Raw genomic sequence first — 13,846 nt, forward strand, 5'->3', positions numbered from 1 at the left:
GAAGGGGGACGGCCGTGATCAGGGAAGACCCTGAATTCCCCCGGATGCGAAGTCGGCCAGCACCAGGGCCTGGTCGTCGTGGCGCTTCGGCCTCGGCCAGCGCGCACCGTCCGGATCCTGCTTTTCCGCCGTACGGACGGCGTCCAGCACGGCGTCCGGCCCGTCGGCGCGGGTGATCGCGAGAACTTCGCGCCAGTCGAAGAGTTCGTACTGGTCGACGCCGATCGAGACGCCGTCGCTGGCGAGCAGGACGGCGTCGACGTCTTCCCGCGCCCAGCTGCGGCGCACGGCGTGCGCCGCAGCGCCCGGATCGGCTTCGGCGACCCAGAAGCCGTCGTGGGCGTTGCGTCTTCTCCGGACGTCGGCCCCGGTCTGCAGCATGCCGCGCTGCCGCAGCCGCGCGAGCCGGTCGTCCGAGACGACGTCGACGCCGAAGCCGCCGAACCCGACGACGGGGGAGTCGGCCAGCACGAGCGCGTCGACGCGGTCGTCGAGCCACCGCACGGCGGCGACCGTGCTCGACGGCGACTGCTGCGGGCGCAAGGCGTTTTCCGCGGTCACGGCGCCGATCGCGCTGGTCAGGATGTCGGTGAGGTCGGCATCGGGTGCGGCGCGGAGGTCCTCGGCGAGGCGCCGGGCCAGGCGTTCGGCGTACCAGCCGCCCGGGGGTTGCGAGGGGTCCGACGAGGTCGCGCCGTCGAGCACCAGGACCGCGTTGGCCAGCACGACGACGTGGTCTTCGGTCGGGCGGGGGTGGCCGTCGGCGCCCACCCCGGCCCGCTCGGCGATCACGATCTCGGGCATCACCCGACTGTACGACGGGTCCGGGCGACCTTCGCGCCGACTGGCCTGTCAACTCAGGTTGACAAGCCGTGGATGTCAACGTAGGTTGACAGGCATGACAGAAGCGACGGACCTGGCCGCCCGGGCCGGCGACCGCGATCCCCGGGTGGGACTGCGTGCGGTCGCCGCGCTCCGGCGGCTGGTGGAACAACTGGAGGCCGTGCAGGTCCGCAGCGCGCGGGTCGACGGCTGGTCGTGGCAGGAGATCGCCGCCGAGCTGGGGGTCAGCCGGCAGGCCGTGCACAAGAAGTACGGGAGGCACTGATGTTCGAGAGGTTCACGGCGGACGCGCGGCTCGCGGTCGTCGAAGCGCAGATGACGGCGAGGCAGTCCGGCTCGGTGGAAGTGGGGCCGGTGGACCTGCTGGCCGGGTTGCTCAAGACCGGGCTCCCGCTGCTCACCGAGCTGGGCGTCGCCACCGACGACCTGGCCGCGGAGCTGGAACGCACGAGACGGCGGGGCGGGGTCAGCGACGCCGATGCCGAGGCCCTCACGGAGTTCGGCATCGACGTCGAGCAGATCGTGCAGAGCGCCGAGCGGACCCACGGCGAAGGCGCGCTCGCCGGCCGGCTGGGCCCGGCCAAGCGCGGGCACGTCCCGTTCACGGCCCAGTCGAAGAAGACCCTGGAACTGAGCCTCAAGGAGGCCGTCCGGCTGGGGGACAAGCACCTCGGGCAGGAGCACATCCTGCTCGCGCTGGCCCAGCAGCGCGGCACCGACGACGTCCTCGCCCGGCGCGGCGCCGACTACCCGACGCTGCGCCGGGCGGTCCAGCAGCGCAAAGCCGGCTAGCGCTCGCGCCAGGTCGTCAGCGGCAGCAGCGCCTGGGTGAGCGGGCCGATGGCGAGGGCGTAGAGCACGGTGCCGACGCCGACGGTCCCGCCGAGCAGGAAACCGGCGACGACCACGGTGACCTCGATGCCGGTGCGCACCAGCCGGACCGACCAGCCGGTGCGCCCGGCGAGCCCGGTCATCAGCCCGTCCCGGGGACCCGGGCCGAGCCGGGCGCCGACGTAGGTGGCGGTCGCGACGCCGTTGAGGACGACGCCACCGGCCAGCAGTGCGATCTGCCAACCCAGGTCGTGCTGGTCGGGGAGGAACGCGCGGACGACGTCGACCATCACCGAGATGATCACGACGTTCGCGATCGTGCCGATCCCCGGCCGCTGGCGCAGCGGGATCCACAGCAGGAGCACGGCCACCGAGATCAGGCCGGTGACCGTGCCGAAGGTCAGGCCGGTGTGCTTCATGACGCCTTCGGCCAGCACGCTCCACGGCTCGAGGCCGAGGCCGGCGCGGGTGACGAAGGCGACGCTGGTGCCGTAGAGGGTGAGGCCGCCGACCAGCTGGACGCTGCGGCGGACGGGGTCGCGGGAGATCCGGACGGGCCGGAGGTCGATCTGAGCCACATCGGCACTATCCGTCGCGAGTGGCCTTGTAAACCATAGCCAATTCCAGGATATTGGCCTTATGGAAGCCGCAGTCCCACTGGGTGGACGCATCTCCGGACCGCGATTGGCCGTCATGCTGGGCTCATGGCGGCAGGGTTCCCGGCAGGGCGCCGCCGACCTCGCCGCGGCCATCGAGCTGCAGGTGCTGGACGGTCAGCTCCCGCTCGGCACCCGGCTGCCCGCCGAGCGCGAGCTGGCCGACGCGCTCGGCGTCAGCCGGACGCTGATCGGAGCGGCCCTGGACCGGTTGCGGGAGAACGGCTTCGTCGCGAGCCGCCGCGGCGCGGGCTCGTGGATCGCCGCGCCCGGGCGCCGCCGCCGCGGCCCGCTCGCCCCGGCCGGCGACGGCTCGATCGACTTCACCCACGCGTCCTCGCCCGCCATCCCGGGCACGGCCGCGGCGGTCGACGCGGCCCGCGTCCGGCTCGCCGACCACCTCGGCGACCACGGCTACCAGGAACGCGGCCTGCCCGGCCTGCGCGAGAAGATCGCGCGGCGCTACACCGAACGCGGCCTGCCGACGACCCCCGCGCAGGTCATGGTCACCAACGGGGCGCACCACGCGTTCGTGCTGGTCCTGCGGATGCTCGCCGGCCCCGGCGACCGCGTGCTCGTCGAGCAGCCGACGTACCCGAACGCCCTCGAGGCGATCCGGGCCGCGCACGCGATCCCGGTGCCGGTCGCGCTCGACCCGGGCGGGGGCCGCGGCTGGGACATCGCGGGCGTCGACGCCGCGCTGCGCCAGGCGGCGCCGCGGTTCGCCTACCTCGTCGTCGACTTCCAGAACCCGACCGGCCTGCGCCTGGACGCCGAAGGCCGGTCCCGGCTCGGCACCGTGCTGGCCCGCGCGCGGACGCCTGTCGTGGTGGACGAGACGCTCGTCGAACTGGACCTCGAAGGCGACCCCCTGACCGGGCCCCCGCCGCTGGCCGCGTTCGCCGGCGACCTGGCGATCTGTGTCGGCTCGGCGTCGAAAACGCATTGGGGCGGCCTGCGGCTCGGCTGGATCCGCGCGTCGGAGGATCTGCTCGGCCGCCTGGTTTCGGCGCGCTACGCGGTCGACCTGGGCTCACCGGTGTTCGAGCAGCTCGTGCTCGGCGAGCTGCTGGACGACGACACCGGGCTGGACCGCCGTCGCGAGGAGCTGCGCGGCTACCGCGACGCGCTGGCCGGCGCGGTGCACCGGTATCTGCCGGACTGGACGTTCACGCTGCCGAAGGGCGGGCTGTCGCTGTGGTGCCGGATGCCGGAGCCGGTGAGCTCGCGCCTGGCGGTGGCGGCGGCGAGCCACGGCGTCCAGGTCGCGCCGGGCTCGCGCTTCGGCGTCCACGGCGGGCTGGAGCGCTGGATCCGGCTGCCGTTCTCGCTGCCACCGGACCGGATCGAAGAAGCGGTCCGGCGGCTCAGCGCGGCGGAGGCGTCCGTCCGCGGCACGCCGGCTTCGCTGGACGCGCCGATCGCCTGACGAAACGAACCGGTGCGCTGGATGCGAGCCTGCTCCCAGGGATGGGCGGCGTTCGTGTGCATCCAGCGCACCGGTCCGGTGTTCACACCCCCGTTCGCGGACGTGACCCCGCTCGCGGGTAACCGCTGGCTTCCCGGCACAGCCCCTCGACGTGCCGGGAAGCCCGCGGTTCAGGCGCGCTCTCGGTACTGCGGGTCTTCGCTCGGCGCGGTGAGCGAAGACTCCCGGAGCGCGCCCGGTGTGGGTCCCGGCGCCACGGGGGCAGCGCGGCGCCGGGACCGGGATCCGACCCGGCCGGGCGCGGTCGGCCGGTCGGAAAGACTGTGGTTTCGCATGGGTTTCCGCCCCTGGGGTACGTCGGGCGCGCGCCGGCGCCACGAGACGTGAAAGAGTCACGGATTTCGTGCTGGAGCAGGGGAAACGTCACGCCGCTACGGCGTACGGGTGCGCCCTGATGATCTTGATTTGGACGCAGGTGTCCCCGGCTGCCCGGTTCGGGTCAGTCGGGGGAGGTGGTGGGCAGGGCGGCTTCCCTGCCCGCGCCGTCGACATCGTGGTCGCGGCTGGCGCCGATGAGCTTCAGCTGGGTGGTGGTGACGTCGTCGGTGTGGACGGCGAACGCGTTGCGGGCGCCGCCGGGGCCGTCGTGGCCGGGCGCCGCGGTCGGGGCCGGCGCGCTCGGGGCGCTGGTGCCACCGGGCAGGCCCGGCGTGCTGTCGCCGCCGCCACCGGTCGCGTGGACGCCGGAGTCGCGCGGCCGCTCCTGCTGAGCGGGCCGCGTGTTCTGGCGCTCGACGAGGTGCACGACGGTGACCCGGGAGGCCGTCGTGGCCGTCGCCGCCGTGGTTTCCGCGGGCACGGTCTCGACGACGGCGGTGGTGGCCGGCTGGGTGGCGGTGCCGGTGGTGACGCCCGGCACGGTGACCGTGACGCCGCCCGAGTTCGAGCTGCCGCCGAGGATCGGGTTCAGGATGTCGTCGAGGGGGAGCAGGACGGGCGCGTCCGGGTTGTCCGCGGGCGGCTGCGTGAGCGGCGCGAGGACGGTGTGGGACAGCGTGTCCGTGAGGGTGCCGACGGTGTTCAGCGTGCCGGTGACGGTGGTGGTGACCGTGTTCAGGGTGCCGCCGACTACGTTGACGACGCCGCCGACGAGCCCGCCGAGCAGGCCACCGCCAGACGAAGTCGCTTTCGTGGCGGGTTCGGTGGCCGGCTCTTCGGTCGTCTGGGTGTCCTTCGTGGACTCCGGCGCGACGGATTCGGTTTCGGTCTTCGTGGTGCCGGTCATGGGCTCGGCGGTCTTGGTGCCGTCGGTCGTGCTCGTGCCGGTGGTGGTCGCGTCGGCCGTGCTCGTGTCGGGTGTGGCCGTGTCGGTTGTGGTGGCTTCGCTCTCGGGTGTGGCCGTGTCGGTTGTGGCCGCTTCGGTCTCGGGCGCGCCTGTCTTCGCCGTGCCGGCCGGTTGCTGCGCGCAGGTGGCGGTTTCGCGGTGGCTGGTGCGGTGGTGGAAGTGCAGCAGCCCGCCGTGCTCCACAGTGGACGCGGCGGCGTGCGGGCAGCTTGCGGTTTCGGCGGCGGTGGCGGCGCTGCCGGAGAGCGCTCCGGTGAGCAGCCAGCCGGCAAGGGTCAGGCCGCCGGCGACGAGGATCTTGGCGGCGGGCCGCTGCAGCGCGGCCGCCCACGGCCGCGGCGCGCGCCCGCGCGCGCGAAGGGATCCGCGGGAGGTGAGCGCCTCACCTGCGGAAAGTGAGCGGTGGGATGCGGCTGCCCCGGCCCTCGGCGCCACTTCACCTGCGGAAAATGAGCGGCGGGATGCGGCTACCCCGGCCCATGACCCCACCTCACTCGCGGGAAGCGAGCGGTGCTGCGCGCCGGCCCTCGGCCCTACCTCACCCGCTGTGAACGCGGGCTGCGCGGAGGCGCTGCGGCGTGCGTCCGCCGTGCTGCTCACCGCCACCACCACCGTCCGCGCCTGTGGCTCCAACGCTTCGCGCTCGAGTCCGTTCTTGCTGGGGTCTTTCTCCGGCCAGGTCGCAGTTCCCCCGGGGCTGCACTCTTTCTAGCACCGCTCGGGAGTCTTTCATCTCTGCCGCGTTCGATCCAGCCCGTAAGGCGGAACGGCCCTACCGGGCAAGGTATCTGCGGCCGACAAGTTGATCACTCTCAGTGCCGTTCGGGGGTTTCTCTGCGGCCATTCGGACGATTCCTGCAACTTGCACATTTGCGCGTTGACCTGATGTTTCGCGAGCGCCCATCGCGACGGGTGCTTGTTCGGTGGCTTTCAGTGTTCGTGAAGGAGTTTTTGGCCGGGTGCCGGGAATCGGTTCGCCGGGTGGGGCGGAGCACACCCGTTCCGCGTGCGGTCGGTGACCAACCGACCGTGGAGCTGTGCGCCCGCGGCTCCGGAGCGTGACAGCGGCTCGCGGCGCCCTCCTCGCGAGACCGGCTCGGCGCCGCGGGACGCCGCCAGCTGGCCGGATCTCGGTCGTCAGACCAGTTTGCGCAATCGGGTGACGCCCTCGTCGATGACGTCGTTGCGCTTGCAGAACGCGAAACGCAGCAGGTGTTTCCACTCGTCCGGGTGATCGGTGAACACCTTCACGGGCACCGCGGCGACCCCCACCCGGCCGGGCAGCTCCCACGCGAGGTCGGCGGCGTCGGTGAAGCCCAGCGGCCGCACGTCGACGCAGACGAAGTACGTGCCCGCCGTCGGCCGCACCGTGAACCCGGCGTCGGCGAGCCCCGCCGAAAGCCGGTCGCGCTTCTCCTGCAGCGACGCGCGCAGCCCGTCGACCCAGGGCAGCTCGTGGTCGAGCGCGTGCGCGACGGCCGGCTGCAGCGGCCCGCCCGACACGAAGGTGATGAACTGCTTCGCCGCCTTCACGGCCGCGACCAGCTCCGGCGTCGAGCAGACCCAGCCGATCTTCCAGCCGGTGCAGTTGAACGTCTTCCCGGCGCTGGAGATGCTCACCGTCCGCGGCCGCATCCCGGGCAGCGTGACCAGCGGGATGTGCTCGGCGTCGTCGAACACCAGGTGCTCGTAGACCTCGTCGCAGATGGCGATGAGGTCGTGCTCGACGCACAGCGCGGCGAGCGCCTCCAGCTCGGCGCGGGTGAACACGGTCCCGGTCGGGTTGTGCGGCGAGTTGACCAGGATCGCCCTGGTCCGCGGCGTGACGGCGGCCCGCAGCCCGTCGACGTCGAGCCCGAACCGGCCGTCCGGGCCCTCGACGAGCCCGACGACCCGGCGCTCGGCGCCCGCCATCGCGACCGCGGCGGCGTAGGAGTCGTAGTACGGCTCGATGACGATGACCTCGTCGCCGGGCTCGGTGAGCGCCAGCAACGCTGCCGCAATGGCCTCCGTCGCGCCCGCGGTGACCAGGATCTCGGTGTCCGGGTCGTACTCGGTGCCGTACCGCAGCCGGTGCCGCGCGATCGCGGCCCGCAGCTCGGGCCGCCCCGGCCCCGGCGGGTACTGGTTGGCCCCGCCGAACAGCGCGTTCTTGGCCGCGTCGAGCATGCCGGCCGGGCCGTCGGTGTCCGGGAAGCCCTGGCCGAGGTTGACGGCGTCGTGCTTGACGGCCAGCGCGGTCATCTCGGCGAAGATGGTCGAGGTGAACGGCCGGAGGCGGGGGACGAGAGCAGGTTCGCGCACGATCAAGCATCCTCACGGACAATGGTGATGTGGAGCAACTGACCCCCGCCAAGGTGACGCCCGCCGACCCGCCGGGCGGCGCCGCCGGCGAAGAGGAAAAGCGGCGCGCGCTGCGCAAGATGAAGCTGGTCGCGCTGTCCTTCCTGCTCGGTGCCACGCTGGTGTTCCTGCTGACCAGCTGGGCGCAGTCGGCGGGCTGGCCGGGCTGGGTCGGCTACGTGCGCGCCGCGGCCGAGGCCGGCATGGTCGGCGCGCTGGCCGACTGGTTCGCCGTCACCGCGCTGTTCCGCCACCCGCTCGGGCTGAAGATCCCGCACACGGCGATCATCCCGAACAAGAAGGACGCGCTGGGCAACAGCCTCGGCGACTTCGTCGGGTCGAACTTCCTGTCCGAGGAGGTCGTGCGCGACAAGCTCAAGCGCGTCGAGATCGCCCGGCGCCTCGGCGCGTGGCTGGCGCAGGAGGAGAACGCCGAGCGCGTGACGTCCGAGCTGGCCACGATGGTCCGCGCCGCCGTGCGCGTGCTCCGCGACGAAGACGTCCAGGCGATCATGGAGCAGGCGGTCGCGCGGCGGATCATCGACAAGCCGTGGGGCCCGCCGCTGGGCAAGATCCTCCAGGGCGTCTTCGCCGACGGCGCGCACCACAAGCTCGTCGACCTGATGTGCGACCGGGCGTACGAGTGGGTCCGCGACAACCACACGACGATGCTGCGCGTGGTGTCCGACCGGGCGCCGAGCTGGTCGCCGAAGTTCGTCGACGAGATGCTCGCGGACAAGGTGTACGGCGAGGTGCTGTCGTTCGCGTGGGCGGTGAAGACGGACGTCAACCACCCGATGCGGCTGGCGCTGGACAAGTTCCTCGGCGAGTTCGCCCAGGACCTGCAGACCGACCCGGACGTGATGGCCCGCGCCGAGCAGGTGAAGGGCCAGATCGTGCACCACGAGGAGGTCCAGCGCCTGATCGGCTCGGCGTGGAGCACGGCGAAGGAGATGCTGCTGACGGCGGCGGAAGACCCGTCGAGCGAGCTGCGCCGCCGCGTCCGCCTGGGGCTGACGTCGCTGGGGACGCGGCTGGTGTCGGACGACCAGCTGCGCGCGAAGGCCGACGGCTGGGTCGAAGGTGCGGCGGCGTACCTGGTGAAGAACTACTCGCGCGAGATCACGACGATCATCACCGACACGGTCGAGCGCTGGGACGCCGAGGAGACGTCGCGGAAGATCGAGCTCCAGGTGGGCCGCGACCTGCAGTTCATCCGCATCAACGGCACGGTCGTCGGTGCGCTGGCGGGACTCGTCATCTACGCCGTGGCGGAGCTGCTGTTTTGAGGGGTTCTGCGTATACCACACCTGGGGGAGCTTCAAACCAGTTGTCCACAGGAAGCTGAGTTATCCCCGGGGTTATCCACAGGTTTTCACGGTGATGGCCTAATCGCTGTCCACAACGTGTGGGGGTGTGGGTGGCGGGGGCGTGGATATGTGGGGATTGGGACCGAGTTGTCCACAGCCGTTCGAGGGTCCGTCGCTCGGATGAGAGCCTCGGCGCCGGCCCGTGATGACCTGAATGACGCGGTTCAAGGCGTTGGGCGGCGGATGAGGAGTGCCGCCGTGGCCGCCGGCCGGGTCGGTCGCTGGGCTCGGTGGCGTGGCTGAGCCTGGTGGCGTGGCTGAGCTCGGCGGCCTGGCTGAGCCTGGTGGCGTGGCTGAGCCTGGTGGCGTGGCCGAGCCCCTTGGCGTGGCCGAGCCCCTTGGCGTCAGCCTGTCGCGGCGTCAGCCCGCCGCGGTCTCGGCCGCCCGGGCTCGCCAGCCGCGGGCCTTCTCGCGGTTGCCGCACACCCGCATCGAGCACCACGTGCGCGAGCGGTTGCGGGACTCGTCGTAGAACGCCCACAGGCACGTGTCCGCCGGGCAGATCTTCAGCCGGATCCAGTCGCCGCGGACCACCAGCCGGGCGCACGCCGCGAACACCGCGCCCACCACGTCGTCCGCGACCAGTGCCGGGCCCGCTTCCGTCAGGGAGATCCGCGTGCCCACGTCCAGGCTCTCACCGGGTAGCCGCGGGTCGCCGACCGCGGCGCGCAGGGCGTCCCGCGCCGCGCGCGCCTCGCCCACCGGGTTGGCCGCCAGCGCGCGCTTCGCCGCCCACTCGCCCCACTGCCCGGGATCTTCGAGCAGGTCGGTGCCCTCTTCGACGTTGACCGTGTTGAGGAACTCCACGACGAGGGTGGCGTCGGTGTGCACCGAACCAGTGTACGGCGGCCGGTGGTTGCCCCCGCGTGCGCTAACCGACATACTCCACTTGCTGGTTACTCGCGATCGAAGGGAGCGACGATGAGTGCGGTACCGACCCTGGGTGTGGTGGCCCTCGACTGCCCGGACCCGGCGGCGCTGGCCGAGTTCTACCGGGCCGTGCTGGAGTGGGACGCGCCGGAAATCGCCGAAGACGGTCACTGGGTCACGCTGGCCAACCCGGCGGGCGGTGCCGGGATCGCCTTCCAGCGGGTGCCGGACTACCGGCCGCCGTCGTGGCCGTCCGCGGAGAACCCGCAGCAGCTGCACCTGGACCTCAATGTCACGGACCTGGAAGCGGCGCACGAGCGCGTGCTCGGCGTGGGCGCGAAACTGCTGGACGACGCGCCGAAGACGTTCCGCGTCTACGCCGATCCGGTGGGCCACCCCTTCTGCCTCTGCGCCTGCTGACCGATTTGTGCGTAGGCTCGCATGTGTGATTTGTCCGAAGTGTCAGAACCAGATGCGGACCGTGGACAAGAACGGCGTCCACATCGAGCAGTGCGAGGCCTGCCGCGGGATCTTCCTGGACCGCGGTGAGCTCGAAGCGATCGCCGGTGCGGAAAGCTCCTTCTACGGCCACCAGCCCCCGCCGTACCGAGGTCACTCCGACTCGCCGCGCCCCTACCCGGATTCGCCCAAGGCCTACCGCGGCGGGTACGCGGACTCGCCGCGGCCGCACCGCGGCTACTCGGACTCCCCGAGGCCGTACGGGCACGGTGGCCACCGCAAGCGCGGCTTCCTCGAGAACCTCTTCGACTGAAATGGGTCTCGACCTGCGGATCTGCCCCGCCTGCGGCGATCTGGGCGACCGCCCGATCGTCGCGGGCGCGGTTCTCACGTGCCGCCGGTGCGGCCACGAGTGGCCGTTCCGGAAGCTGCCGCTCTTCGCGCTGACCGGTCCGAGCGGAGCCGGGAAGTCGACGATGGGGCCGCTGCTGGCGGAGCGGCTCGGCGGCGACGTCATCGTGCTGGACCAGGACATCCTCTGGATCGGTGCCCTGCGCGACGAGGTCGGTGCGTTCCGCTCGGTGTGGCTGCGGATGGCGGCGATGCTGCACCAGAACGGCCGCCCGGTCGTGCTGTGCGGCACGGTCGCGCCCCCGGAGTTCGAGCCGCTGCCGGAGCGCGCGTTCTTCAGCGACATCCACTACCTCGCGCTGGTGAGCACGCCGTCGTCGCTGGGCCGCCGCCTGCGGGCGCGCCCGGCGTGGCGCGAGTGGGACGAGCCGCGGATCGAGGAGATGCTGGAGTTCAACGACTGGCTCCAGAAGTCCGCGGAAGAGCTGGGCGTCCACCTCTTCGACACCACGGAGGCATCGACCGAGGCCACGGCCGACCACGTCGAGAAGTGGATTCGCGACCGGTTGCCCTAGCCGAGCGGCCAGGTGCGGCCGTCCGGGGTGTCGAGCCAGAACTCCTGGCGCTCCCCGGTGACCGTCACGCCGAAGCGGTCGCGGTCCGGCTTGCCCAGCTCGCACCACTCGACGAACGCCGCCTCCGCGATCTCCCACAGCGCGCGCGGGCCGCCCTGGGCGACCTCGTCCGCGCCGCCGCGCTTGCGGTGGCGGACCCACGAGCCGTCCGGGTGGACCAGCGAGACGCTGTCGTCCGCGTCGCGCACCGGACGGACGCCGGGCAACGCCAGCCCGGCGAAGAACTCGAACTGCCGGCGCGGCTGGAGCACCGCCGACATCGGCAGCCGCGTCTGCTCCCAGTCGTCGCGTGACGGCATCGGCAGCCGGTCCGCTTCCGGCAGCCGATGCGCGCGAAGCGGCATGAAACGGCCGTCGCGCGCCAGGACGTGACCCTGCCCGGTGCCGTCCTCGCCGGCGACGAGCCGGACCAGCCCGGCGCCGATCGGCCGGTTCAGCGTCGTCACGATCAGCCCGCCCGGCACCGTCTGCGACAGCCACGCGAGCGGGATCGAGGACACCGACGCGGTGCACAGCACCCGGTCGAACAGCGTGCCGGACGGGAACCCGAGCGCGCCGTCGCCCACCGCGCACGCCGGCCGGTAGCCCGCTTGCGCCAGCCGCTCGCGCGCCTCGCCGACGAGCACCGGATCGATGTCCACTGTGGACACCTGGCCGGCGCCGCAGCGGTGGCTCAGCAGGGCGGCGTTGTAGCCGGTGCCGGTGCCGATCTCGAGCACCCGCTGCCCGTCCCGCACCCGCAGCTCCTCCAGCATGATCGCCATGATCGACGGCATGCTCGACGAGCTCGTCGGCGTGCCCGCCACCGGCCCGGTGCGCCGGGCGAGCTCCCAGCGGTCCGGGTCGTCGTCCAGCTGCGTGACCAGCACGTCGCGCGAGTAGACGGTCTCCAGCCAGCCCGGGTCGGTCCGGTCGACCGCCGCCCACAGCCCGCCCGCCGGCGCGAAGAACCGCGGCAGGAAGACGTGGCGCGGCACCGCGCGGAAGGCGGAGATCCATTCGGGAGCGTGCAGGACGTCCTCGTCGAGCAGGTGCTCGACGAGCCGCCGCCGCAGCCGGGCCGAGCGCGTCATGCCCTCACGGTAGCGGTGCGCATCACACCCGATGGTTGCAAGCAGGGTGCTTGCAATAGCTAGCACTCGGGCGTACCGTCGAAGGTGTCGCGAGGAGGTGACCGGATGGCAGAAACCGGTGGGACCCAGCCCGGATCCGGCGGTCCCATGGAGAAGGTCGCGGACATCGCTTCCGACATCGGCGAGTACATCCGCCAGCAGCGCAACACCGCGAAGATTTCGTTGCGCCAGCTGTCGAAGCTCGCCGGAGTGTCCAACCCGTACCTGAGCCAGATCGAGCGCGGGGTGCGCAAGCCCAGCGCGGAGATCCTGCAGCAGATCGCCAAGGGCCTGCGCATATCGGCGGAAGCGCTGTACGTGCAGGCCGGGATCCTCGATCTGCCGACGGGCGGGCCGGTGGGCGACGCGATCCGCGCCGACGCCGAGCTGACCGAACGGCAGAAGCAGGTCCTGCTCGACGTTTACGAATCCTTCCGCCGGGAGAACGCCGCGGCACGGCCGGCCGCCGGGTCCGCTCCCACCCCAGACACCACAGACACCGCGCAAGCCGCAGACACCAAGGAGTCGGCATGACCACCCCCAAGACCACCGAAGACGTCAAGAAGGCCGTCACCACCGCCCTCGACCAGGTCCGCACCCCGCTGCTCGCCGCGCTCGGCGCCGGCAACCTGGCCACCCACGCCGTCACCGACGCCGTGGCGAAGGCCAAGGAGAACGTGACCAAGAGCAGCGAGACCGCCCGCAAGAACCTGCAGGAGCTGCCGACCGACGTCGAGAGCCTCCGCGAGAAGCTGGACCCGGCCGAGCTGCGCAAGGTCATCGACGAGTACACCGAGGCCGCGCTCAAGCTGTACAACAAGCTGGCCGAGTCGGGCGAGCAGGCGTGGGACAAGTTCTCCGCGCAGCCGCAGGTCAAGAAGGCCATCGAGCAGCTCGAGGAGGCCCTGAGCACCGCGCAGGGCCAGGTCGAGGGCGTCACCAGCGAGGTCCGCGAGCGCGTCGACGGCGTGCTGGGCACCTTCACCAAGCGCACCCGCTCGGTGGGCGAGAAGACCGCCCGCAAGGTGACCGAGGTCGCCGGCGACGCCGCGGACGCCATCGAGGAGCTGGGTGACGACGTCGCCCACGAGACCCGCTCCGCGAGCCGCAAGGTCGCCAACAAGACGGCCCCGAAGACGGCCAGCCCGGCCCGTCGCACGACCACCAGTGCCGCCGCGAAGAAGCCGGCCGCGCCGAAGACCGACAAGTAAAGACGCCGTGAACCCTTCGGCCCCGCCACCGGACCCCGGTGGCGGGGCCGGGGTCGTTCGGGCGGTTTGCCGTAAGCTGTCGCTGTGCTGGTTGCCTACTGGATCCTCGAAGTCATCCACTGGGGCAGCGCGCTGGTCGGGCTCTTCGCCTTCGTGCACGCGCTGCTTCAGCGCGCCGACGCGTATTCGGCGGCCGACCGCAAGACCAAGCCCGTGTGGATGCTCATCACCGGCGGCGCGACGCTCGCCATGGTGCTGTTCCCCGTGATGGGCCCCGGGATGATCTTCTACGTGCCCGCCATGGCCGCGGCCCTGGTCTACATCGTGGACGTGCGGCCGAAGCTGATCGAGGTCCAGCGCGGCGGCTCCAGCTGGTAGCTACGCTGGGGTC

16 protein-coding genes are annotated in these 13,846 nt (G+C 72.0%); 10 read left to right on the forward strand and 6 right to left on the reverse strand.

The genetic code is table 11. The features are described 5' to 3' along the window. Positions 1-18: 18 nt before the first annotated feature. The gene (locus ACWEVP_RS09480; RefSeq protein WP_452062134.1) at positions 19-804 is read right to left on the reverse strand and encodes a protein phosphatase 2C domain-containing protein; all 786 of its coding nucleotides are present in this window, start codon (positions 802-804) and stop codon (positions 19-21) included. 94 nt (positions 805-898) lie between these two features. On the opposite strand from ACWEVP_RS09480, the gene ACWEVP_RS09485 reads away from it, so the two are divergent. Both ACWEVP_RS09485 and ACWEVP_RS09490 read left to right on the forward strand, forming a co-directional pair. Next, positions 899-1,108 carry a sigma factor-like helix-turn-helix DNA-binding protein gene (locus ACWEVP_RS09485; protein WP_329052797.1) on the forward strand — a complete coding sequence of 70 codons (210 nt, stop codon included), beginning with the start codon at positions 899-901 and terminating at the stop codon, positions 1,106-1,108. Next, on the forward strand, positions 1,108-1,635 hold the full coding sequence (locus tag ACWEVP_RS09490) for a Clp protease N-terminal domain-containing protein (RefSeq protein ID WP_452062135.1): 528 nt from the start codon (positions 1,108-1,110) through the stop codon (positions 1,633-1,635). Before ACWEVP_RS09485 ends, ACWEVP_RS09490 begins: the two co-directional genes overlap by 1 nt. Here the strand turns inward: ACWEVP_RS09490 and yczE are convergent. Next, positions 1,632-2,252, reverse strand: coding sequence for a membrane protein YczE (gene yczE, locus ACWEVP_RS09495; protein ID WP_452062136.1), 621 nt, complete (start codon positions 2,250-2,252; stop codon positions 1,632-1,634). The two genes, ACWEVP_RS09490 and yczE, sit on opposite strands and share 4 nt — an antisense overlap. 61 nt (positions 2,253-2,313) lie before the next feature. Here yczE and yczR point away from each other — a divergent pair, with 61 nt between their 5' ends. Beyond that, complete coding sequence (yczR, locus tag ACWEVP_RS09500) at positions 2,314-3,759, forward strand: MocR-like transcription factor YczR (protein WP_452062137.1); 1,446 nt, start codon at positions 2,314-2,316, stop codon at positions 3,757-3,759. Between the two features lie 499 nt (positions 3,760-4,258). Here yczR and ACWEVP_RS09505 read toward each other — a convergent pair whose 3' ends face one another. Both ACWEVP_RS09505 and ACWEVP_RS09510 read right to left on the reverse strand, forming a co-directional pair. Next, complete coding sequence (locus ACWEVP_RS09505; RefSeq protein WP_452062138.1) at positions 4,259-5,539, reverse strand: hypothetical protein; 1,281 nt, start codon at positions 5,537-5,539, stop codon at positions 4,259-4,261. 702 nt (positions 5,540-6,241) lie between these two features. Continuing rightward, the gene (locus ACWEVP_RS09510) at positions 6,242-7,408 is read right to left on the reverse strand and encodes a pyridoxal phosphate-dependent aminotransferase (RefSeq protein WP_452062139.1); all 1,167 of its coding nucleotides are present in this window, start codon (positions 7,406-7,408) and stop codon (positions 6,242-6,244) included. 29 nt (positions 7,409-7,437) lie between these two features. Here ACWEVP_RS09510 and ACWEVP_RS09515 point away from each other — a divergent pair, with 29 nt between their 5' ends. Continuing rightward, the gene (locus tag ACWEVP_RS09515; protein WP_372671453.1) at positions 7,438-8,736 is read left to right on the forward strand and encodes a DUF445 domain-containing protein; all 1,299 of its coding nucleotides are present in this window, start codon (positions 7,438-7,440) and stop codon (positions 8,734-8,736) included. A gap of 441 nt (positions 8,737-9,177) precedes the next feature. On the opposite strand, the gene ACWEVP_RS09520 is transcribed toward ACWEVP_RS09515, so the two are convergent. Beyond that, positions 9,178-9,648 carry a CGNR zinc finger domain-containing protein gene (locus ACWEVP_RS09520; protein ID WP_452062140.1) on the reverse strand — a complete coding sequence of 157 codons (471 nt, stop codon included), beginning with the start codon at positions 9,646-9,648 and terminating at the stop codon, positions 9,178-9,180. 90 nt (positions 9,649-9,738) lie between these two features. On the opposite strand from ACWEVP_RS09520, the gene ACWEVP_RS09525 reads away from it, so the two are divergent. Genes ACWEVP_RS09525 through ACWEVP_RS09535 form a run of 3 tightly spaced genes read left to right on the forward strand, consistent with a single transcriptional unit; the run spans position 9,739 to position 11,072 of the window. Further along, entirely contained in the window at positions 9,739-10,107 is a 369-nt protein-coding gene (locus ACWEVP_RS09525; RefSeq protein WP_452062141.1) for a VOC family protein, read from the forward strand. A gap of 7 nt (positions 10,108-10,114) precedes the next feature. After that, positions 10,115-10,459 carry a TFIIB-type zinc ribbon-containing protein gene (locus ACWEVP_RS09530; protein WP_452062142.1) on the forward strand — a complete coding sequence of 115 codons (345 nt, stop codon included), beginning with the start codon at positions 10,115-10,117 and terminating at the stop codon, positions 10,457-10,459. 1 nt (position 10,460) lies between these two features. Then, entirely contained in the window at positions 10,461-11,072 is a 612-nt protein-coding gene (locus ACWEVP_RS09535) for a nucleoside kinase (RefSeq protein ID WP_452062143.1), read from the forward strand. Here the strand turns inward: ACWEVP_RS09535 and ACWEVP_RS09540 are convergent. Next, entirely contained in the window at positions 11,069-12,205 is a 1,137-nt protein-coding gene (locus ACWEVP_RS09540) for a methyltransferase domain-containing protein (protein WP_452062144.1), read from the reverse strand. The two genes, ACWEVP_RS09535 and ACWEVP_RS09540, sit on opposite strands and share 4 nt — an antisense overlap. Before the next feature lie 147 nt (positions 12,206-12,352). Between ACWEVP_RS09540 and ACWEVP_RS09545 the strand changes: the two genes are divergently transcribed. From ACWEVP_RS09545 to ACWEVP_RS09555, 3 genes are all read left to right on the forward strand, one after another. Then, positions 12,353-12,778, forward strand: coding sequence for a helix-turn-helix domain-containing protein (locus ACWEVP_RS09545; protein ID WP_452062473.1), 426 nt, complete (start codon positions 12,353-12,355; stop codon positions 12,776-12,778). Next, a complete protein-coding gene (locus ACWEVP_RS09550) occupies positions 12,775-13,455 on the forward strand; it encodes a hypothetical protein (RefSeq protein ID WP_452062145.1) in 681 nt (226 codons plus the stop codon). Before ACWEVP_RS09545 ends, ACWEVP_RS09550 begins: the two co-directional genes overlap by 4 nt. An 84-nt stretch (positions 13,456-13,539) precedes the next feature. Beyond that, positions 13,540-13,833, forward strand: a complete 294-nt coding sequence (locus ACWEVP_RS09555) for a DUF2516 family protein (RefSeq protein WP_364461015.1) — start codon at positions 13,540-13,542, stop codon at positions 13,831-13,833. Positions 13,834-13,846 lie beyond the last annotated feature (13 nt).

Source organism: Amycolatopsis sp. NPDC003865 (genome assembly GCF_053605345.1).